The organism is Microcoleus sp. LAD1_D5 (assembly GCF_036702115.1).
GTDB lineage: Bacteria > Cyanobacteriota > Cyanobacteriia > Cyanobacteriales > Microcoleaceae > Microcoleus.
Genome location: NZ_JAUBSA010000026.1, coordinates 59,228 through 77,940, shown reverse-complemented (window position 1 = coordinate 77,940; position 18,713 = coordinate 59,228). Strand labels below are relative to the sequence as shown.

Genomic DNA, 18,713 nt, shown 5'->3' with positions numbered 1-18,713 from the left:
TAAACAAAATCTGACGCGAAAAAAAAACAATACGGAGTAGTCAATCTGCCACTGACAGAGTGCAACTTTATATGTGTAAGTATTGGGAGAAAGTGAAAAATATCGACCAGAATAATCTGGTGTTTTTGGATGAAATGGGCGTTTTATTGGGGTTGACACGAACCCACGCACGTTCGAGATATGGTAGTAAACTCTATGATTTAAAACCGTTTTATCGGGGTGCAAAAGTAACAGTTATTGGAGCAATCAGCTTGAAAAAAGTAGTAGGATTAATGACGCTGAATGGGTCGATGGATAGTCAGGCATTTGCAGTTTTTGTTGAACAGTGTTTGGTGCCAAACTTATGGGAGGGCGCAGCGGTTGTTATGGATAATCTACCAGCCCATAAGTTGGAAGTGATTGAACCCTTGATTCAAGCGGCTGGTGCCAGTGTCTTGAATTTATCACCTCCCGAGTCCTGACTTTAATTCGATCGAATTATGGTGGTCACAACTGAAAGCTTTTTTACGTCAGTTTTCGCCAACTACTACCAAGATGGTTGACGTTTTACTAGCTACTGCGCTTGATTTGGTTAATATTAAGCACTTTAAAAATTGGTTTAGAAGCTGCTGCTACTGTACTTCATAAACCTGGAATCCGCTGTATTGGTGGCAATAACTATCGGTTAATTGCTTTTATCGATTATGAATACCAGATAGTGTTTGTCCGCTGTGTTTTAACTCCTGCAGAATATAATAAGGAGAACTGGAAAAATGACGACTGGTTTAAAAACTCCTAGTAGCTACTATATTGAGATAATCACAACTTTTCCACCGCGTCCAATTACTTGTGAAGCTGAGTTAATCGCTACACAAAATCGGATTGATTCTATTGTGAGTCTGAGCAATCTCACGCAGGACGATCGGGATTACTTAAACGTGTTAGGTACTCTTGTTTATGATTACGAACAAAAACATGAGCCAATGCCAGTCTTGAAAGCTATCGCACTACTGAAAGCATTGATGGTGGAAGACAATATTTAAGAAAAAGATTTGGTTGATATTTTTGAATCCGGGTCTTGGGTATCTGAGATGATGAATGGAAACCGGGAACTGACGGCGAATGAAATTCAAAAGTTAGCTAAGTTTTTCCATCTTTCCCCTGTGGCATTTCTTGAGTATAGTTAATTGCCAGGATACTGGGATGAGTGACGCATTATAATTTAATTATGCCCGAAGTCCAACCGAAAGAAATTCAGCGTTATACTACGCCAGATAACAAAGTGCCTTTCGATCAGTGGTTTGATTCGCTGAGAGATATCAATGCTCAAGCCAAGATTATATCTAGGCTTAACCAATTGCTGATGGTAATTTAGGAGACTATCGCTCGGTGGGGGAAGGCCTATGCGAACTCAAAATCAATTATGGGCCTGGCTACCGAATCTATTTTGGACAAATAGAAATGACAATTGTGATTCTCATCTGCGGAGGCGATAAAAGCACTCAAGACAGAGATGTCCGCCAAGCTAAAGAATACTGGACAGATTATAGGAGTTAAGACAATGCCTAAAAGCCTACCTTATCATCCATTTTTGATTGAATCTCTCAGAAAAAAGCCCGAACTAGCAGCAGCCTATATAACGGCGACATTAGAGGAAGAAGAGCCGGAACCTGAACTGCTGAAACGAGCTCTCAGCGATGTAGCAGAAGCTCTCGGTCAACCAAAACTGACTTCTGAACAATATGAATTGCACTTAAAAAAACTGGATGAATTGCTGTCGCAGCAAGGAAGTGATGCGATTTATAATCTGGGAACTTGGCTGAATGCTTTGGGATTGAAACTAACAGTTGCTGTTTGTACTGATACAGAGGATAATACTGCAAATGCTGAAATGCGATCGCACTTAACTGTCTAGCCCAACGATAAAATGCCCAATTTTAAATATTCATCCTTAATTAATGCCACCGTTGAAGCAGTCTGGAACTTTCACGAAAGGCCGGACATTCTGCAACTTTTGACTCCGCCTTGGCAACCGGTTCAAGATAAGATGAGGAGCGACATACTATAATACAATTATGCCAGAAGTCCAACCGAAAGAAATTCAGCGTTATACTACGCCAGACAACAGAGTACCTTTCGAGGAATGGTTTAATGTTCTCCGAGATGGCAAAGCTAAAGCTAGAATTAGGTTGAGATTAGACAGAGTTCAACTCGGCAATCTCGGAGATTATCGATTTGTTGGAGAAGGAGTCTATGAATTAAAAATAGATTATGGCCCTGGATACCGAATCTATTTTGGACAAGTCGGCACAACTATTATCCTACTTTTAATAGGCGGGGATAAAAGCACTCAAGACCGAGACATACAGCAAGCTATTAAATACTGGACTGATTACAGGAGTCAAGATAATGCCTAAAAGTTTACCTTACCATCCTTTTCTAATAGAATCTCTCAAAAAACCAATAGATTCTGCTATGTATCTAGAGGCTTTTTTTGAAGAAGAAAACCCGGAGGCAGAACTGCTAAAAATGGTACTTAGCAATGTAGCAGAAGCTCTTGGCAAACAGCAGATGTCTCCCGAACAATATGAATTGCACTTAAAAAAACTGGATGAATTGCTGTCGCAGCAAGGAAGTGATGCGATTTACAATCTGGGAACTTGGCTGAATGCTTTGGGATTGAAACTAACTGTTGCTGTTTGTACTGATGCAGAGGATAATACTGCTAATGCTGAAACGCGATCGCACTTAACTGTCTAGCCCAACGATAAAATGCCCAATTTTAAATATTCATCCTTAATTAATGCCACCGTTGAAGCAGTCTGGAACTTTCACGAAAGGCCGGACATTCTGCAACTTTTGACTCCGCCTTGGCAACCGGTGAAAATAATTCGCCGCGAAGGGGGACTCGATGTGGGTGCGGTATCAGAATTTCGCCTGTTATTGGGGCCGATTCCTGTAAAATGGGTGGCGACTCACACTGAGTGCGAACAATATCGCTTGTTTGTTGATGAACAAACTGAGGGGCCCATGGCACGTTGGACTCACCGACACGAGTTTACCTCAGAAAATGGCAAGACTAGATTGACAGATGCGATCGCATTTTCGATACCGGGCGGCCCGATTGTCGATTTGTTGTTAGGGTGGTGGGTAGAAATGCGGTTAACAGATATGTTTCGCTACCGCCACGAAGTCACAAAAAGAGAGTGCGAGAAAGATGCAAACAACGGCTGAATATTACTGTGCTTTCTGCGGCGAACCGAGTACAACTTTTGTTGATATCAGCGGTGGTATGGAGCAATCTTATATCGAAGATTGTCAGGTTTGCTGTCGCCCGAATGTTCTGTATGTCAGAATAGATGAAGATACCCTGGATATTGAAATAGATACTGACTATCAAGAATAAGTGACTATCAAAATGTATGAATTGCATTTGATGCAGACTTGGTATAATTCATAAATCTTGAAGCTGCTGCTTCTACGAAAGCCTGAAAAATACGAGAGTTGAACGAACAGTTGGGCGACATTTCCGGATGCCATTGAATTGCTATCATCCAAGGGTGATAGCAGTGTTCCATTGCTTCTACCAAAGTGTCAGGTGCATCGGCTACAATTCGCCAATCGGATGTTACCTTCCGCACTGCTTGATGATGCCAGGAAACAACTGTTGTTGAAGTTTTTCCCATAATTTTTGCGAGCCGACTGTTGGGCTCAATTTCAATGGTATGCTCGATCGCACGCGGGGGAATTCCGGTGCCGTGATTAACCTCGTCTCCGTAAGCATCCGGTACATGAATCACCAAACTGCCACCGCTGGCTACATTCAGGATTTGCATACCCCGACAAATCCCCAACACAGGTATGTCAGCCTTCAAAGCTAGCTTGGCTAAGCTTAATTCAAAATTGTCGCGTTCTGCATTAACCGAGTAAACTGTGCGATCGACATAACCGCCATAAAGTTCTGGGTTGATATCTCCGCCCCCGGAAAAAATCAAACCATCTACTGCATCAAAAATACTAGCCGGATCTAATTGATTGGGGGGCAGTAAAATCGGAATTCCACCAGCCGCCTGAACTGCATCAATATAAGTTCCATTTAAGCGATATTCGCCTGCGGGACAGCGGTTGTATGTTGTGATGCCAACGATAGGAAATTTTTTCATTTGCTAGAGACTGGGAGATAATTATTTAGATTAATACTCAGATTTGGCACTATTTGTAATCAGTGTTTCATGGGCGGGCTAGAAGCCCACTCCACAATAAAACTTACTTATTGTGGAACAGGCATCTTGCCTGTTTCTTGCCGGATTTATTGTGATTCCTAGATTAAACTGAGCATTCCCTGCGCTGCTGTCTAATTTGTAACACTTTCATTTTTAGTTTCTGGCAGCGGTTTGCGCGTGCACAGATAAGCCAGTGGCCCGAACAGCGGCACTAATGTCACTGCCCAAAATGCTGTAGAGTTCTGCATTCCTCGGCGCGCCATGTCGTCTGCCAATAAGGCAGGAAATAGCAGGCAAAGCATACAAAAATCTAAACTCATTACGTGGATAAAACGGTTGGTTTGCCACTGTCCAATAAAATCAGACCAATCGCCTTTTGTCAAGCCAAAAGAAACTAAAGCAGCAGCACCCAATGTTAGGACAATGGCAGTAAAACGGGAGTCTAATATCTTTAAAAAGATATTTTTATGACCGGGAAATTCAGGATTCGGTTCGCGCAGGGCTAAATAAGGCAGCAAGGCAACGGCGCCGACGCCAAAGGATAAAGTGGCAAATAGCCATGCAGGTATTTTCTGCCCCCTGCCGTCAGCAAATAAGACGCAACTGTAGATGAGCGGCCAGACTCCCATGAGGTTGAATAACGCTACAATTAAAGGGTTGATGTCTGCTATTTTGCCTGTGGAAATATTGGTAATTAGTGTGATGGTTTTTTCTGGGCTGTCGGGTGGTGCAAATACAAAGGCGTAGGTGATAAATGCAATCCAAAGCAGCCCAAATCCAATTTTTCTGAACATAGTTAGTTTTCTTTACTTCTGATATTACTATAACAATCTTAAAGCGTTTTTGAATAACACTTTTTTTATTAACCGCAGAGGACGCAGAGGAAGAGAAGAGAAGATGAGAGCGGATAAAATGTGGGCATCTTCTGAATGTATTGCTATTTGGTATCGCCTGTTTTGGGCAGATTGCTAAATTTTTGCATAAATTGGCGATCGATCCAATCTTTCCAATACCACAACAACCGCGATTCCCACATGAAAGATCCGCGAGAGGCGATCGCCCTTTTATTCCCAGTACCGATTAAGCCTAAATATTGTTCCTGCGGTGCAAAGGGTTTCAGCGGTTTTTCCAATAAAAACTGCTGCAAATTTTCAAACAGCGGTTTGCCCTGACGCACGGCAAACACGCCTGCTTTGGGACGGGGATAATTAACCATCGCAGCGATATCGCCAGCCGCAAATACGTTGGGGTGAGAGACGGATTGGAGGCAATCGTTGACTTGCATAAAGCCGTTTGAGTCTGCTGCTAAACCGGATTCTCTTATCCAATCGGCGGCCGCTGCTTGTGTTACCCAAAAAATGCGATCGCACTCTAATTCTAAACCCGATTTACAGGAAATTTGGTAATCCGTAATTGGGATTTGGGAAGGGGTTTCTCTCTTAATCTTTTCTAAAGCACAGACTTTTTCCTTTAAATGCAATTGAATGCCATGACTGATGAGAATTTCTTGAATGCGTCGGCGCACCCGCTGATTGTGTCCCTGCATCAATTCAGCACCGCTGTGAAACAAATGAATTTCTGATGATAATTTTTCTAGTTTTTCTTCCCTCTTCCTTCTTCCCTCTTCCTTCTTCCCTCTTCCTTCTTCCTTCCCCAATCGAGATTGCATATTTAATGCTAATTCTACGCCGCCAGCACCGCCGCCTACAATCGCTATCCGCAGCGGTTTTTGGGGATGGTTTGCTCTTTCGGCAATTAACTGATTCCAGCTAGCTAAAAACTCCGGTACGGGTTTAGCTGCAATTGCATATTCAGCAGCACCCGGTACAGATAAAGTCGCAGGAGTGCTGCCGATATCCACCGAAAGCAAATCAAAATTAACCGGAGGGCGAGTTTGACAAATAACTAAATTTTTGTTAAGGTCGATCGCGATCGCCCGATCGATTAATATTTGACAGCCGGCAAATTCAGCAAGCGATCGCAAATCGATGTGACATTCATCATAATCGTAAAACCCGGCAACGTGTCCCGGCAGCATCCCCGAATAAGGAGCGTGCAGCACGTCGCTAATCAGAGTCAAACGCACTCCCGGCAGCGGTTTGATACCGAACATTTTTAATACGATAGCATGACTGTGACCGCCGCCAATTAACACTAAATGTTTCACAATTACAGATGTTCGATCGAGATGTTCCAGCACCGATATTGTACAGCACTTGCACTCCTGGGGCCGCACTGTCCGGTAAGGAAAGCTTGCAGTGCGTAATTAATGATTTCCCAGCAGTTAGACAGAATGCTGTCACTTACCCTCTGTCTCAGAGATTATACTTAGCTCAGTTGCGATCGCATAACATCAATCCACCCATTGCACTTAACCGATTCCACATTAAGCGCAAATGGCTGTAGACTGTAGAGCGAGCAAATTTTATCACCAAATTATGCCGGGGTGCGTTTCGATAGCTAACTCACCATTCAAAACTATGACATTACGCATCATTCCGCGCAGTTGGCAGCGATCGATTAAAACTCTTTTCCCGCTTCTGTTTGCCCTCTCATTCATTATAGTATTGCTGGCGAACAACTTCATTCCGGCGATCGCCCAGCAACCCCGCCAGGAAATTCGCGGTGTTTGGATGACGACAAACGACAAAGACATCCTCAGAGATAGCCGCAAACTAGGAGATGCTGTCACCCAATTAAAGCGGTTAAATTTCAACACTATTTATCCTGTAGTCTGGAATTCTGGCTATGCAATGTATCCCAGCTATGTAGCGCAGCAAAGAGACATTCAACCCTTTGTTTACAGAGGGTTAGAGGGACAAGATATGATCGCCGATTTAATTGATAAAGCTCACCGCCAAGGCTTGCTAGTAATTCCTTGGTTTGAGTTTGGTTTCATGGCTCCTCCCACCTCAGAATTAGCCTTAAATCATCCCGATTGGCTGACACAAAAACAGGACGGCAGCCAAACATCAAACGGCGCAGGTGGGGAAGTAGTTTGGCTCAATCCCTTTCATCCCGAAGTGCAGCAATTCATTACCGAACTTGTACTAGAAATCACCACTCAATACAACGCCGACGGCATTCAATTTGACGACCACATGAGTTTGCCGTCGGAATTTGGTTATGATGACTACACAGTTGCTTTGTATACCAAAGAAACAAAAAAAGCTCCACCAAAAGATTTTCAAAATCCAGCATGGGTGCAGTGGCGAGCCAATAAAATTACCGCTTTTATGTCGCAGCTAAATCAAGCCGTCAAAACAGTAAAACCCAATGCCATTTTCTCAATTTCTCCCAATTACTACGAGTTTGCTTACAAACATCACCTGCAAGATTGGCTGGCTTGGGTGCGTTTGGATATTGCCGACGAGCTAATCGTGCAAGTGTACCGTCCCAATTTAGAATCATTTGTGGACAAGATTAACCGTCCAGAAATGCAAGAAGCACAGCAAAAAATTCCCACCGGAGTTGGGATTATGACAGGTTTGAGAAATAACCCAGTACCGATTGAGCAAATTAAATCTCAGGTGCAAGCAGTCCAAGAATACGGCTTAGGCGTTGCTTTCTTCTACTACGAAAGCTTGTGGGAATATGCACCAGAACCCACCGCCGCTCGACTTTCTCAATTTAGTGCTTTCTTCCCGTCTTCTGCATTCCGAACAGCGCTACAAATACCCAGGCGCGCGGCGACTTTCCCTCCGCCTGCGCCACCCAAACCAGACCCCAAAGCTAAGCCAGATCAACCTACCAAAAACAGCCCACCTACGCCCTCGCCAACCACGTAAAAGAATTCAAGAGTCATCAGTCATTGGTAATTTTGTAGGGTGTGCCATTAGTCCGACAGTCCAACAGGGGTTTAAACCCCTGTCTCATAGCTGAAGTCGTCTAAAGACGACTCCAGCAATTCTATCAAAGCTGTTTTTGTATAGAGTTAGCGCAGAATATATGTGTAACTCTAATTTTCCAAATTGAGATTACTATTTGAGTCGGCTTTAACCGACTTATGCTATTAGACAGGGACTTGAGTCCCGGGCGGCCCGTGGCAGAATGAAACAGCTCTACAGGGGGCTAGGGGATACCGAGTTATGTTCCTATAAAATATCCGTATTACCAACAACTACCATCAATAAAAATGCAAACTCACCAAAAAATTTTACTGCCAAAAATGGGCTGCGGCACTTGGGCTTGGGGCAACAGATTGCTCTGGGGCTACAATGAAAGTATGGACGAGGAATTGCAAGCCGTTTTCAATCTTTGTGTTAGTAACGGTGTCACTTTATTCGATACCGGGGATTCTTACGGAACTGGCAAATTAAACGGACGCAGCGAGCAGCTTTTGGGGCAGTTTTCTCAACAATATCAAGGTGCAAACAAAGACAGTATTTGTATTGCGACCAAACTGGCTGCTTATCCTTGGAGACTGACGCGACAATCAATGATATCGGCTTGCAAAGCCTCTGCTTCGCGCATCGGGAAAAATGTAGATTTGGTGCAAATGCACTGGTCTACAGCCAATTACGCTCCTTGGCAAGAGGGGGCTCTTTTAGACGGTTTGGCTGACCTTTACGAGCAAGGATTGGTCAAGGGAGTGGGCTTGTCTAATTACGGGCCGAAACGGCTTAAATGGGTGCATCAAAGATTTAGCGATCGCCAAATTCCTATTGTTACTTTACAAGTGCAATATTCGCTACTTTCTACCTATCCGGTGACAGAACTCGGGTTGAAAGATGTTTGCGACGAATTAGGGATAAAATTGATTGCTTACAGTCCTCTAGCCTTGGGGTTGCTGACGGGTAAATATTCCGAAAACGGCTCTCTTCCTAAAGGTATCCGAGGTTTGGCGTGCAAGCAGCTACTTCCGGGAATGCGATCGCTTTTGGAGTGTTTGCGAGAAATAGCGGCATTCAGAAATAAGACTGTTTCGCAGGTAGCAATCAACTGGTGCGTGTGCAAAGAAACTATTCCGATTCCGGGGGCGAAATCTGCGGCACAGGCGAGGGATAATATTGGTGCTTTGGGGTGGGAGTTAGACTCCGGGGAGATTGCCGAATTGGATAAGGCGGCGGCAAGTGTAGATAAAAAAATGGTGCAGAATATCTTTCAAACTCGGTAATATTTGAGATGTTTTACCATTCTTATGAACAGGCAAGATGCCTGTTCCACAAGACATGAATTTGCTTGTTCCACAAAAACTAAATTTTATTGTGGGGCGTTGCTCCTAGCCCGCCCCTGAAAGCCGGATTCACATCACACAAAAATTTTCCACGCACCGCACAAACATTTCTACACCCATACCCAGCGCAGTTTCATCAAAATCAAAACGCGGGTGATGATGCGGGTAAGCCAAGTTTTTCTCTGGATTTGCTGAACCTAAAAAGAAATAGCAACCGGGGACTTCTTGCAAAAAGAACGACATATCCTCGCCGCCCATTGTTTGACATTCGGGAACGATTCCTGCAGGAGTTTCGACAACGGATTCTGCAACGCCGCGCACCAATTCCGCTATTCTCGAATCATTAATAACCGGCGGATAAAGCGAACAATAATCTAATTGGTAATTTGCCCCGTGACTCTGACAAATTCCGGCAATTACTTGCTCAATTCGCTTTGCAAAATAACCTTGATATGCAGGATTGAAATAGCGCACCGTGCCACCGATTTGAGCGGTATCGGCAATGACGTTATGGGTGTGCCCTGCGTGGAATTGGCCGACAGTTACTACCGCTGAGTCGATCGGGTCAATGTTCCGCGCGACAATTGCCTGCAAAGCGCTGACTATTTGGGCTGTAACTACGATCGAGTCCACAGTCTGATGTGGCATTGCGCCGTGTCCACCTTTCCCAAAAATCGTGCAGTCAAAAACTTCCACAGCCGCCATCAAAGCGCCGCTGCGGACGCCTACAGTGCCCAAAGGTAGATTGTTCCACAAATGCAAGCCGACGATCGCATCAACATCAGGATTCTTCAAAACTCCCGCTTCAATCATGGGTTTTGCGCCCCCTGGCCCTTCTTCGGCGGGCTGAAAGATAAATTTTACTTTACCCGAAAAGCTGTGTTTGTGCTTGGCCAGATAACAAACAGTACCAAGGGCGATCGCAGTGTGGCCGTCGTGGCCACAAGCGTGCATAATTCCATCATGCTGCGATCGATAATCCACCTCATTTTCTTCTTGAATGGGCAAAGCATCCATATCCGCCCGAATTGCTAAAACCCGCCCCGGTTTGCCGCTGTCTATAGTGGCAACAATACCAGTTTTAGCAATATTAGTTTCATGATCTATGTCCCATTCCTGCAACTTTTGTGAGATAAACTGCGCCGTTAAATTTTCATCAAAACTCAACTCCGGCTTTTGGTGCAAAAGGCGACGCCATTCGACTAGCTGAGGCTGCAAATTTCTAATCTCCAGCCGCAATTGAGATAAATCGACAGAGGTTAAATTCGGTAAAGTAGAAACCATGTTTTATTCTCCTTATAGCAATTCTGAATAATTTGTGAAACTCTCTCTTCTCTTTCTCTGCGCTCTCTGCGCTCTCTGCGGTTAAAATAAAATCTTCTTCAATCCTATCTGAGTTGTGCAGGATATTTTTTTTAAATGAACCGCAGAGGACGCAGAGTACGCAGAGGAAGAGAAGGATGAGAAAGAGAGGTGTTGAAAATAGGGTTATTTAGAAGTCTGAGGAACTAAATTAACCCCTGGTAGTAACCGCTCTAAATCTAAATCTGAAGCAACTTTAGCTAATTTAGCCAGGTCAGTCGGGTCATCTAAATGCGGCAAAATACCCAACACAGGTATTTGAGTCAGCGACTGGATCAAATCAACGGGCGCTAAGTCGGCAATTTCTTGTTCAGAATAAGCTTTAACGCAATTGAGCACAATTCCTCTGAGCTTAAAACCAGTGTGTCTGGCGAGAGCAACATTCGCCACAGCTTGCCCGATCGCCCCCAACCTCACAGGTACTACCAAAACCCCCCTCAGCCGCCAATCCCTGGCAATATCGGCCACCGTCAGTTCCCACGTTACAGGCGATCCCAGCCCTCCCAAAGCTTCCACCAACACAAAATCCTTGCGCTCCGAGAGGCTTTGCCAAGCCGTCCAGACCTTTTCGAGTTCGATAGGTCTCCCCTCCCGTTCGGCGGCAATCGGCGGTGCTAGAGGCGCATCAAAGTGCAGCGGATTGAGTTCTTCGGGGGATTGGTCGAGAGAAAACAAACGGGTGTAGAGTTCGCGATCGCCCGTTCCCGTTTGCATGAGCTTCATAATTCCCAAACTGCGATCGGGAAAATACATTTGCCAATAAGCAGCCAGAGCGCTGGTCAAAACAGTTTTGCCCGCGTCGGTATCAGTTCCAGCAATTAGCAGCGAGTTCATTGGCAAATAGCTAACAAGTAATTGGCCTCAACCTCAGTCTAGGGGAATTTTGCCAGAAGTTTAGAGTTCTGGCGATGGTGCGGGTGCTGGTGCGGGTTCCGGTTCCGGTGACGGCGCTGGTTCCGGTTCCGGTGACGGCGCTGGTTCCGGTGCGGGTTCCGGTGACGGCGCTGGTTCCGGTTCCGGTTCCGGCGACGGTGCGGGAGTTGGGGCAGGTTCCGGTGTTGGTGCGGGAGTTGGCGCTGGTGTTGGCGCGGGAGTTGGTGCTGGTGTTGGCGACGGCGCGGGAGTTGGTTTGGGCGCCGGAGTCGGTGCGGGCGTCGGTTTGGGCGCCGGAGTCGGCGCGGGCGTCGGTTTGGGTGCCGAAGTTGGCGTTGGGCTTGGTTCTGGCAAAGGTTCCGGCAAAGGTTCTGGGTTCGGTTCTGGGTTCGGTTCTGGGTTCGGTTCTGGGTTCGGTTCTGGGTTCGGTTCTGGGTTCGGTTCTAGGGTTGGTTCCGGCAAAGGTTCTGGGCTTGGTTCCGGCAAAGGTTCTAGGGTTGGGGTTGGCAAAGGCTGTAGGCTTGGGGTTGGCAAAGGTAGCGGGTTTGGTATCGGAGTTAGTGTCGGCGTGGGACTTGTAAGTGCTGGCGGTGTCGGAGTGGGTTTGGGGCGGGAATTGTTGAGAAATGAGCCGACTAAAGCCCAGGAACCAAAGCCAGTCAAGATTACTAAGCCCGCCAGCAGTCCGATCGCAGCGATGGGATTGTCCCAAAAAGAGCCGCCAACAGGCTCACTTAACGGGTCTGGGTCGTTTTGCGGGTGGGAACTCTGGGCGGCGGGCTCTGGCGGCCTGCCCACGGCCACCGTTGCTATTAGCGAAGGGTTTGTCGGTACCACTGCTGGCGGCGCGGGCGGTACAGTTGGCTGGCTAGGTTTAGGATTAGTTTGGGTGTCGAGTGCTTGGGCGACTTCGCTGACAGATTGATATCGATCGCCCGGAGACCGGCTCAACATCCGATTCAGCACCAAAGCCAAACCCGTGCTCACCTGCACTCGCTGCTGCCAATTCCATTGCAGCGTTGTTTGATCGAGCAATTCCTGCGGTTCTTTGCCTGTCAGCAGGACGATCGCCGTTACAGCTAAAGCGTAGAGGTCGCTGCTGGCAGTTACCCGCCCGCTTTGCAACTGTTCCATCGGCGCGTAGCCGATTTTACCGACAGTTGTCGCGTGGGCTGTTCCTTCGGGAGACTGGACTTTGGTGGCGAGTTCTTTTACCACTCCAAAGTCAATCAGCACCGGCAACTGGTCGTTTTCCCGCCGAATTATATTTTCTGGGGAGATGTCGCGGTGGATGATGCCGCGGGCGTGGATGTGAGCCAGTACCGGCAGCATTTGTCGGATAAATACCAAGACTTCGGCTTCGGTGAAGCTGCGGCCTGTTGAAGTTCGATCGAGCATTAGTTCGCGGTAAGTCATCCCTTCCACGTAATCCTGCACTAAAAACAAACGCTGGTTCTCTTCAAATATTGCTCGAAACTGGGGAATTTGTGGGTGCCCAATTTGGTAAAGTATTGCCGCCTCTCTTTGAAACAATTCCTTCGATTTTTCCAAAACGTAAGGCCCGCTTTGCACCGGAATCAATTCCTTCAGGGCGCAGCGTTCTTGAAACCGTCCCAAATCTTCTACTAAATAAGTCCGGCCAAATCCTCCTTGACCTAAAATATTCACCAAGCGGTAGCGGTTTTGTAGGAGAGTTCCAATAGCAATAGGTGGCTGCATAAGTTTAAGGAGAAACTGTTAAAAAATAGACGATCGCTCACAGACTTAGTAATGCTATGTCTTTAATGCTCTTGAGCATACTTCACTATCTGTAGTCCCCAGTCCCGACCAAAGTTAGTATTTTACATTTTTTTGACATTCTTGGACGCCCGGATGGTCAGAAACCGGGTTTTCTCACGAAAATACACAGGTTGCAACCCGCAGATCCGATCGAAAACCCGATTTCTGCGTCAATATCTCAAGGGAGAAATGCACGATTTTTCGTAGAAACCGGGTTTTTTGGCCTTAGCCCTAATAAATTGTCGCCCCTCGGCCTAGGCCATACATCTCTATAAAGCTGGAGATTATTTATGGGAGATGTCTACTGACTACTGACTACTGACTAAGCTTTGCTTTCACCATGTCTTGAATTCTGTTACCGTCTGCTTTGCCTTTAAGCTGCTGCATTGCCTTGCCCATCACCTTGCCCATATCTTTTGCAGAAGTAGCGCCAACCGAAGCAATCACTTCGTCAACGACTTGACTCACCTCTTCGTCTGACATCTGCGCCGGCAAATACTCTTCAACAATTGCTAACTCCGCCTCCTCTTGTGCCACTAAATCTTCGCGGCCACCTTTGCGGTATTGTTCGATCGAATCCCGGCGCTGTTTGGCTATTTGCATCAAAATTTCCATTTCTTGAGCTTCTGTCAGCGTCTGTTGGCCCGAGGGACGGAGGCTGACTTCTTTTTCGAGAATAAATTTCTTGATGCCGCGAACTGTTTCCAAGCGAACTTTGTCCTTGGACTTCATGGCTGTTTTGATTTCTGCGTCAATGCGTTCTCTTAAGCTCATCGATTTCTACCTTGCTTTGCCCGATATCAAAAATCTGAAGTATGCTTCAGATTCTTAACTTTTTTTACAGTATTTTTCAAGTTTATTGCCTGTTGGTGGCATTTTTATCCCATTGAACCCGGATGCCTTCGGCTTTCGACTGAATTTGGGGTGGCTGCACTTGCAGCCTCAGCCCCAAATTGACTCACGCCAGAATTTTTAGATGCAGGGGCACAGGTGCGATCGTACTTCTGCCAGTACACAGATCGCGAGAACCCAGATTCCGCATCCTGGTGTGTCACAGAGCATAATTACGGACACAACTCTATCTTTAACAGAACTTATGCACTCAAGGGCGTTAAATCAAGGGTTTGAGATTCCTTCACTACGTTCTCTTCTGACAGAAAATCGTAGTACGTGCGTCCAGGACTATTTAAGTGAGATGTTGCACCCTGGGGTGTCACACAGCATAATTACGCAGAAAACACTATCTTTAAAGTAATAAAGTATGCCTTTTAAATTTTTTTTATCCGTTAATATACGGTATTTTAGTATAATTTTTAGAGTTTTATTGCTGGATAAGAATAAGTAAAAACCGATTGTGACGCTTGAAGATGCCGAATGTGGGCTTTAAAGTAATAAATTATGCCTTTAAAAAGTAATTTATCCGTTAATATACGGTATTGTAGTATAATTTTTAGAGTTTGATTGCTGGATAAGAATAAGTAAAAACCGATTGTGACCGTTGAGGGTGCCGAAAGGGAGCCAAAAACTGGGTTTCTCGGACATATTTTTGCAAGTCCTATTCAATTCGCCTAACTTAACACTTGTGGCCGCCCCAAAAGTTAAATCTCTCAAAAATTTGGCTGAATATTTCTAGTTTCAGATGGTAAGATAGCGATGGAATAAACGTCCTGCAAGAGGCCTGCTGTGATCCGTTCTGCTACTTTACCGCTTCCGCTTCCCGAGCCGCCGGTTTCCGCTCATGACCGTCTGCGGCTGTTCTCCGGTTCTGCTAATATTCCCCTCGCCCAAGAGGTGGCTCGCTATCTGGGGATCGATTTGGGGCCGATGGTTCGCAAGCGGTTTGCTGATGGGGAACTCTACGTTCAAATTCAAGAATCGATTCGGGGTTGCGATGTTTACTTGATTCAGCCAACTTGCTGTCCGGTAAACGATCGCCTCATGGAATTGTTAATTATGATCGATGCTTGTCGCCGCGCTTCGGCCAGACAAATTACTGCTGTCATTCCCTATTACGGATATGCTAGGGCTGACCGCAAAACGGCCGGAAGAGAGTCGATTACTGCAAAATTAGTGGCTAATTTGATTACGGAAGCTGGGGCCGGTCGCATTTTGGCGATGGATTTGCACTCAGCTCAGATTCAAGGTTATTTTGACATTCCCTTCGATCACGTTTACGGTTCGCCGGTGCTTTTGGATTATCTGGCGAGCAAGCAATTGACGGATATTGTTGTGGTTTCGCCGGATGTTGGCGGAGTCGCTAGGGCGAGAGCTTTTGCCAAAAAGCTTGGCGATGCTCCCCTGGCAATTATTGACAAGCGCCGCCAAGCTCACAACGTCGCCGAAGTGATGAACCTCATCGGTGATGTCAGGGGCAAAACAGCCGTGTTGGTGGACGACATGATCGATACTGCCGGCACGATTTCTGAGGGTGCGAGATTGTTGCGCCGCGAGGGTGCGAGGCAGGTTTATGCTTGTGCTACTCATGCGGTGTTTTCGCCTCCGGCGATCGAGCGTTTGTCTAGCGGGGTTTTGGAAGAGGTAATTGTTACGAATACAATTCCTGTGCCTGAAGAGAACCGTTTTAAGCAGTTGACGGTGCTTTCGGTAGCCAATTTGCTCGGAGAAACTATTTGGCGGATTCACGAAGATAGTTCTGTTAGCAGTATGTTCCGCTAGACAGCAAAGACACTTTTTGGATGTTTGTTTTAGGGTGCGTTAACCAAGTGTAACGCACCGTTTTTTTTTTGTGAATAGTGCGATCGTTTCCCGCAAGTAATAAGCCCAGGCAGATCTAAATTTTACTGTCAACTGCCCTTAAATTCTTGTGGAGTGGGCCTCCCGCTCGCCCGGAAAATACAATTTAGATGCGGAACAGCTTATCAGGTTCCTCGGTAAAATAATGGTTATAGCTTTGTAGGGAGGACTCAAGTCCTCATAAAATGCGCTGGGACTTGAGTTTTCGCTACGAACCAATGTGACGATCGCCGATCGATCGCACTTGGTACCACCGGAACAAGAGGTGGTAAAATTCTATCTTGTTGTTGGAAGAGGGCGAATTTTTTATATTCTAGATAAGTCTCATCACCATAAGGACCCAATAGGGAAAAATCATGAAACATTCACTTGTACGAACAGTGGCCGCACTGGCAGGTTCAGCAATTTTAACACTGGGCGCGATCGGTTCGGCTAAAGCATTTACTTTTGACGAAACCGACATTAACCAAGACCGAGTAATTGTCATCGCCCAACCCCGCCCTTCCGGCGGCTACCAATTGCTAATTCTAGAACAAGTCTCTGACACGCGAAAATGCTGGAGCGAAAGTGGCTCTAATCCCGTGAAAGTCGATCCCTTATTAGTTAGTTTTGATTTCACCGGTATTTGTGGGCGCGCAACAGACAGCAACGGCTTTTCAATTCGCATGGCCGGCACCGATTTAGCATTAAAATACACCCTAAGCTTGGAAATTGTTGATGGCAATGTTCTTCTAATGGGAACTCCGGTAGATTACCAAGGTAAATCGGTGATTATCGGTCGCACAAACGGCGATGTTAACGACTTCATGAAAATCAGTCTCGATCCTACTTGGCGCTTGAGTAAAAGAGCTTACCAAGGCCGCACATTAGGCCACTTTTATTTCACTACCAATCAATCCGCACCGGGAGAAATTGGCAATACCGGAGGCAATACCGAAGCAATACCGCAGCCAATACCGCAGCCAATACCAATACCAATACCAATACCAATACCCCAGCCAATACCCCAGCCAATACCCCAACCAATACCCCAGCCAACGCAGCCAATACCGCAGCCAATACCCCAGCCAACGCAGCCAATACCCCAGGAAATACCAGTGGAAATACCGGTGGAAATACCGTAGGCAATACTGACCCTTCTACAATTCGGAGATAGCTACCGATGATATCTATGCTTGGGAAATTAAAGAAGGTATGGGCCTTGGGTTTGTAGCCGGGTTTTCTCAAAATAATGCTTTGCGGCCGCAACTTGCTGTTACCAGAGAGCAATTGGTATCTTTAGTTTGGAAATCTTTGAAATGAATACAAGGTGCTAATATCACCTTTCCTAGCCATGTTTCTATCCGTCCATTTAGCGACTTTGATATTTCCCGCTGGAGTGCCGGAAAACTTCTATTGGCGCGGAACAACAAGATAGTTAGCGACTATCAAGATGGAACTTTTAAACCTACGCAGCCCGTCACTCGCGCTGAATTGATGGCAGTGCGCCGTCGAGCGGCGGAATGTGGTTTGTCGGCGCGGGGAATGCAGCAGAATTTAGTGTCTAAAGAGCCGTCTAAAACTTTTTCAGACATTCAGAATTATTGGGCTGCTTCTATTATTACTCAAATGTCTTCTTATTGTTCTGTTGCTGCCGCTTTTAAGGAAATGGGCTGGGTTTGCTTTCGATAATTCTGCAAAGCGGAATTACGCGGTGGCTACTTTGTGGATGCTGAAATGCGTTAACGCTTAGTAGGGCGAATTAGATACCCGACAACTTTGGCGAAGTCGGGTATCTGAGTATTCTGTTTTTTCAGCTTGACATTTTATGCTACACCATAATCAGTATACGGCCGTTTGTATGGGGGTTGCAATCCCAAAATAATATCCTCTCTCGGTACTCCCATTGCAACTAATTCCTCCGCAGGATTTTCCTCTGTCAAATTTTGTTGAAGCCAGATTTTTCCATCTTTGATGTCAATGTGAATAATGGTTTGATAAATCCGGGTTAAGTGTTCCCAGCCGACATTCATCCACTGATAATGATCTCGCTCTGTGTCGCAGATAAGTTGAACTTCGACTTCATCATCTGAAACATCGTCTTCGGCATAACGGCTCATTAATGTCTGAACGTACTGACGATATTGAGCTAGTTTGTCCATTGTACAATTACCTCATTTGTTGGATCGTATACGATTAGCAACACCTGATACTGTTGTACCGCAGCTTGAGTAAACTCAGACTGAAAAAATGTTCTATACACGTCAATTGGTACTGCCAAGTATAATTTCCGATTAGGTTCAACAGATGCCAGCCCTAGCCGATAACTGAGAAATTGTCCCAATGCAGCATAAAAGTCTGTAATTACAGAAGGATTGAGGAAGCTTTTGATTTCGACTGCAATTTTCTCCCCTCCTCGCTCCGCTGCGACTAACCTTTCTGCTCCCAAATCGACCTGAAATTTAATATTGCCAAACTTAAACCTTAGTGGATCAGCAGTAATCACCCACTGTTCTTTTTGAAGGGCTCGCTTTACGGATTCGTGGAAAGTATCTTTGGCAGACACAGACAAATTCTCAGCGCGATTG

At 45.8% G+C, this 18,713-nt stretch carries 23 protein-coding genes and 2 pseudogenes; 16 read left to right on the top strand and 9 right to left on the bottom strand.

Annotated elements, in window-relative coordinates:
• Positions 1 to 92: 92 nt before the first annotated feature.
• The 10 genes and pseudogenes from QUA70_RS13585 to QUA70_RS13540 all read left to right on the top strand — a co-directional run bounded on the left by QUA70_RS13585 (position 93) and on the right by QUA70_RS13540 (position 3,385).
• The gene (locus tag QUA70_RS13585) at positions 93 to 461 is read left to right on the top strand and encodes a transposase (RefSeq protein ID WP_333344350.1); all 369 of its coding nucleotides are present in this window, start codon (positions 93 to 95) and stop codon (positions 459 to 461) included.
• A gap of 101 nt (positions 462 to 562) precedes the next feature.
• Positions 563 to 778 carry a type II toxin-antitoxin system HigB family toxin gene (locus tag QUA70_RS13580; protein WP_333344348.1) on the top strand — a complete coding sequence of 72 codons (216 nt, stop codon included), beginning with the start codon at positions 563 to 565 and terminating at the stop codon, positions 776 to 778.
• Positions 753 to 1,022: a transcriptional regulator gene (locus QUA70_RS13575; protein ID WP_333344346.1), complete on the top strand. Its 270-nt coding sequence runs from the start codon at positions 753 to 755 to the stop codon at positions 1,020 to 1,022. The genes QUA70_RS13580 and QUA70_RS13575 overlap by 26 nt, the downstream gene beginning before the upstream one ends.
• 185 nt (positions 1,023 to 1,207) lie before the next feature.
• Positions 1,208 to 1,536: pseudogene (locus tag QUA70_RS13570) on the top strand (type II toxin-antitoxin system RelE/ParE family toxin).
• 4 nt (positions 1,537 to 1,540) lie between these two features.
• On the top strand, positions 1,541 to 1,894 hold the full coding sequence (locus QUA70_RS13565; protein WP_333344345.1) for a transcriptional regulator: 354 nt from the start codon (positions 1,541 to 1,543) through the stop codon (positions 1,892 to 1,894).
• A 12-nt stretch (positions 1,895 to 1,906) separates the two neighbouring features.
• A pseudogene (locus tag QUA70_RS13560) lies at positions 1,907 to 2,020 on the top strand (SRPBCC family protein); the annotation flags it as partial.
• Positions 2,021 to 2,054: 34 nt separating this feature from the next.
• A complete protein-coding gene (locus tag QUA70_RS13555) occupies positions 2,055 to 2,396 on the top strand; it encodes a type II toxin-antitoxin system RelE/ParE family toxin (RefSeq protein ID WP_333344343.1) in 342 nt (113 codons plus the stop codon).
• Positions 2,389 to 2,739 carry a transcriptional regulator gene (locus tag QUA70_RS13550; RefSeq protein ID WP_333344341.1) on the top strand — a complete coding sequence of 117 codons (351 nt, stop codon included), beginning with the start codon at positions 2,389 to 2,391 and terminating at the stop codon, positions 2,737 to 2,739. The genes QUA70_RS13555 and QUA70_RS13550 overlap by 8 nt, the downstream gene beginning before the upstream one ends.
• Positions 2,740 to 2,751: 12 nt before the next feature.
• A complete protein-coding gene (locus QUA70_RS13545) occupies positions 2,752 to 3,213 on the top strand; it encodes an SRPBCC family protein (RefSeq protein WP_190745192.1) in 462 nt (153 codons plus the stop codon).
• Complete coding sequence (locus QUA70_RS13540) at positions 3,197 to 3,385, top strand: CPXCG motif-containing cysteine-rich protein (protein WP_006635525.1); 189 nt, start codon at positions 3,197 to 3,199, stop codon at positions 3,383 to 3,385. The genes QUA70_RS13545 and QUA70_RS13540 overlap by 17 nt, the downstream gene beginning before the upstream one ends.
• Positions 3,386 to 3,392: 7 nt before the next feature.
• On the opposite strand, the gene QUA70_RS13535 is transcribed toward QUA70_RS13540, so the two are convergent.
• From QUA70_RS13535 to QUA70_RS13525, 3 genes are all read right to left on the bottom strand, one after another.
• Entirely contained in the window at positions 3,393 to 4,142 is a 750-nt protein-coding gene (locus QUA70_RS13535; RefSeq protein ID WP_333344339.1) for a gamma-glutamyl-gamma-aminobutyrate hydrolase family protein, read from the bottom strand.
• A 191-nt stretch (positions 4,143 to 4,333) separates the two neighbouring features.
• Positions 4,334 to 4,996 carry a DUF2834 domain-containing protein gene (locus tag QUA70_RS13530; protein WP_333331963.1) on the bottom strand — a complete coding sequence of 221 codons (663 nt, stop codon included), beginning with the start codon at positions 4,994 to 4,996 and terminating at the stop codon, positions 4,334 to 4,336.
• Positions 4,997 to 5,139: 143 nt separating this feature from the next.
• Positions 5,140 to 6,369: an FAD-dependent oxidoreductase gene (locus QUA70_RS13525; protein WP_333331966.1), complete on the bottom strand. Its 1,230-nt coding sequence runs from the start codon at positions 6,367 to 6,369 to the stop codon at positions 5,140 to 5,142.
• Positions 6,370 to 6,377: 8 nt separating this feature from the next.
• Between QUA70_RS13525 and QUA70_RS13520 the strand changes: the two genes are divergently transcribed.
• The 3 genes from QUA70_RS13520 to QUA70_RS13510 all read left to right on the top strand — a co-directional run bounded on the left by QUA70_RS13520 (position 6,378) and on the right by QUA70_RS13510 (position 9,318).
• Entirely contained in the window at positions 6,378 to 6,608 is a 231-nt protein-coding gene (locus tag QUA70_RS13520; protein ID WP_333331968.1) for a hypothetical protein, read from the top strand.
• A complete protein-coding gene (locus QUA70_RS13515) occupies positions 6,599 to 7,990 on the top strand; it encodes a glycoside hydrolase family 10 protein (RefSeq protein WP_333331971.1) in 1,392 nt (463 codons plus the stop codon). Before QUA70_RS13520 ends, QUA70_RS13515 begins: the two co-directional genes overlap by 10 nt.
• Before the next feature lie 347 nt (positions 7,991 to 8,337).
• Entirely contained in the window at positions 8,338 to 9,318 is a 981-nt protein-coding gene (locus QUA70_RS13510) for an aldo/keto reductase (protein ID WP_333344337.1), read from the top strand.
• A gap of 129 nt (positions 9,319 to 9,447) precedes the next feature.
• Here QUA70_RS13510 and QUA70_RS13505 read toward each other — a convergent pair whose 3' ends face one another.
• From QUA70_RS13505 to QUA70_RS13490, 4 genes are all read right to left on the bottom strand, one after another.
• Entirely contained in the window at positions 9,448 to 10,662 is a 1,215-nt protein-coding gene (locus QUA70_RS13505) for a M20 family metallopeptidase (RefSeq protein WP_333344335.1), read from the bottom strand.
• A gap of 204 nt (positions 10,663 to 10,866) precedes the next feature.
• Complete coding sequence (gene bioD / locus QUA70_RS13500; RefSeq protein ID WP_333344333.1) at positions 10,867 to 11,574, bottom strand: dethiobiotin synthase; 708 nt, start codon at positions 11,572 to 11,574, stop codon at positions 10,867 to 10,869.
• Between the two features lie 60 nt (positions 11,575 to 11,634).
• A complete protein-coding gene (locus tag QUA70_RS13495; protein WP_333344331.1) occupies positions 11,635 to 13,332 on the bottom strand; it encodes a protein kinase domain-containing protein in 1,698 nt (565 codons plus the stop codon).
• 375 nt (positions 13,333 to 13,707) lie between these two features.
• On the bottom strand, positions 13,708 to 14,166 hold the full coding sequence (locus QUA70_RS13490; RefSeq protein ID WP_333344329.1) for a GatB/YqeY domain-containing protein: 459 nt from the start codon (positions 14,164 to 14,166) through the stop codon (positions 13,708 to 13,710).
• Positions 14,167 to 15,075: 909 nt separating this feature from the next.
• On the opposite strand from QUA70_RS13490, the gene QUA70_RS13485 reads away from it, so the two are divergent.
• The 3 genes from QUA70_RS13485 (at position 15,076) to QUA70_RS13475 (ending at position 17,817) form a co-directional block, all read left to right on the top strand.
• Positions 15,076 to 16,068: a ribose-phosphate pyrophosphokinase gene (locus QUA70_RS13485; protein ID WP_242716335.1), complete on the top strand. Its 993-nt coding sequence runs from the start codon at positions 15,076 to 15,078 to the stop codon at positions 16,066 to 16,068.
• A gap of 434 nt (positions 16,069 to 16,502) precedes the next feature.
• A complete protein-coding gene (locus tag QUA70_RS13480; RefSeq protein ID WP_333344328.1) occupies positions 16,503 to 17,270 on the top strand; it encodes a DUF3747 domain-containing protein in 768 nt (255 codons plus the stop codon).
• A gap of 271 nt (positions 17,271 to 17,541) precedes the next feature.
• Positions 17,542 to 17,817, top strand: a complete 276-nt coding sequence (locus QUA70_RS13475; RefSeq protein ID WP_333344326.1) for an S-layer homology domain-containing protein — start codon at positions 17,542 to 17,544, stop codon at positions 17,815 to 17,817.
• Positions 17,818 to 17,951: 134 nt separating this feature from the next.
• Here the strand turns inward: QUA70_RS13475 and QUA70_RS13470 are convergent, their stop codons facing one another.
• A complete protein-coding gene (locus tag QUA70_RS13470; protein ID WP_333331991.1) occupies positions 17,952 to 18,287 on the bottom strand; it encodes a XisI protein in 336 nt (111 codons plus the stop codon).
• Positions 18,275 to 18,691 (bottom strand): XisH family protein, encoded by a 417-nt coding sequence (locus QUA70_RS13465; protein ID WP_333331996.1) that lies wholly within the window; start codon positions 18,689 to 18,691, stop codon positions 18,275 to 18,277. Before QUA70_RS13465 ends, QUA70_RS13470 begins: the two co-directional genes overlap by 13 nt.
• Positions 18,692 to 18,713: the final 22 nt, after the last annotated feature.

Bases quoted from the DNA above. Each gene is read 5' to 3' on its own strand.
- QUA70_RS13510 (WP_333344337.1), top strand. From the start codon at position 8,338: ATGCAAACTCACCAAAAAATTTTACTGCCAAAAATGGGCTGCGGCACT.
- QUA70_RS13470 (WP_333331991.1), bottom strand. From the start codon at position 18,287: ATGGACAAACTAGCTCAATATCGTCAGTACGTTCAGACATTAATGAGC.
- QUA70_RS13520 (WP_333331968.1), top strand. From the start codon at position 6,378: ATGTTCGATCGAGATGTTCCAGCACCGATATTGTACAGCACTTGCACT.
- QUA70_RS13550 (WP_333344341.1), top strand. From the start codon at position 2,389: ATGCCTAAAAGTTTACCTTACCATCCTTTTCTAATAGAATCTCTCAAA.
- bioD (WP_333344333.1), bottom strand. From the start codon at position 11,574: ATGAACTCGCTGCTAATTGCTGGAACTGATACCGACGCGGGCAAAACT.
- QUA70_RS13555 (WP_333344343.1), top strand. From the start codon at position 2,055: ATGCCAGAAGTCCAACCGAAAGAAATTCAGCGTTATACTACGCCAGAC.
- QUA70_RS13545 (WP_190745192.1), top strand. From the start codon at position 2,752: ATGCCCAATTTTAAATATTCATCCTTAATTAATGCCACCGTTGAAGCA.
- QUA70_RS13530 (WP_333331963.1), bottom strand. From the start codon at position 4,996: ATGTTCAGAAAAATTGGATTTGGGCTGCTTTGGATTGCATTTATCACC.
- QUA70_RS13540 (WP_006635525.1), top strand. From the start codon at position 3,197: ATGCAAACAACGGCTGAATATTACTGTGCTTTCTGCGGCGAACCGAGT.
- QUA70_RS13495 (WP_333344331.1), bottom strand. From the start codon at position 13,332: ATGCAGCCACCTATTGCTATTGGAACTCTCCTACAAAACCGCTACCGC.
- QUA70_RS13480 (WP_333344328.1), top strand. From the start codon at position 16,503: ATGAAACATTCACTTGTACGAACAGTGGCCGCACTGGCAGGTTCAGCA.
- QUA70_RS13505 (WP_333344335.1), bottom strand. From the start codon at position 10,662: ATGGTTTCTACTTTACCGAATTTAACCTCTGTCGATTTATCTCAATTG.
- QUA70_RS13515 (WP_333331971.1), top strand. From the start codon at position 6,599: ATGGCTGTAGACTGTAGAGCGAGCAAATTTTATCACCAAATTATGCCG.
- QUA70_RS13535 (WP_333344339.1), bottom strand. From the start codon at position 4,142: ATGAAAAAATTTCCTATCGTTGGCATCACAACATACAACCGCTGTCCC.
- QUA70_RS13575 (WP_333344346.1), top strand. From the start codon at position 753: ATGACGACTGGTTTAAAAACTCCTAGTAGCTACTATATTGAGATAATC.
- QUA70_RS13490 (WP_333344329.1), bottom strand. From the start codon at position 14,166: ATGAGCTTAAGAGAACGCATTGACGCAGAAATCAAAACAGCCATGAAG.
- QUA70_RS13565 (WP_333344345.1), top strand. From the start codon at position 1,541: ATGCCTAAAAGCCTACCTTATCATCCATTTTTGATTGAATCTCTCAGA.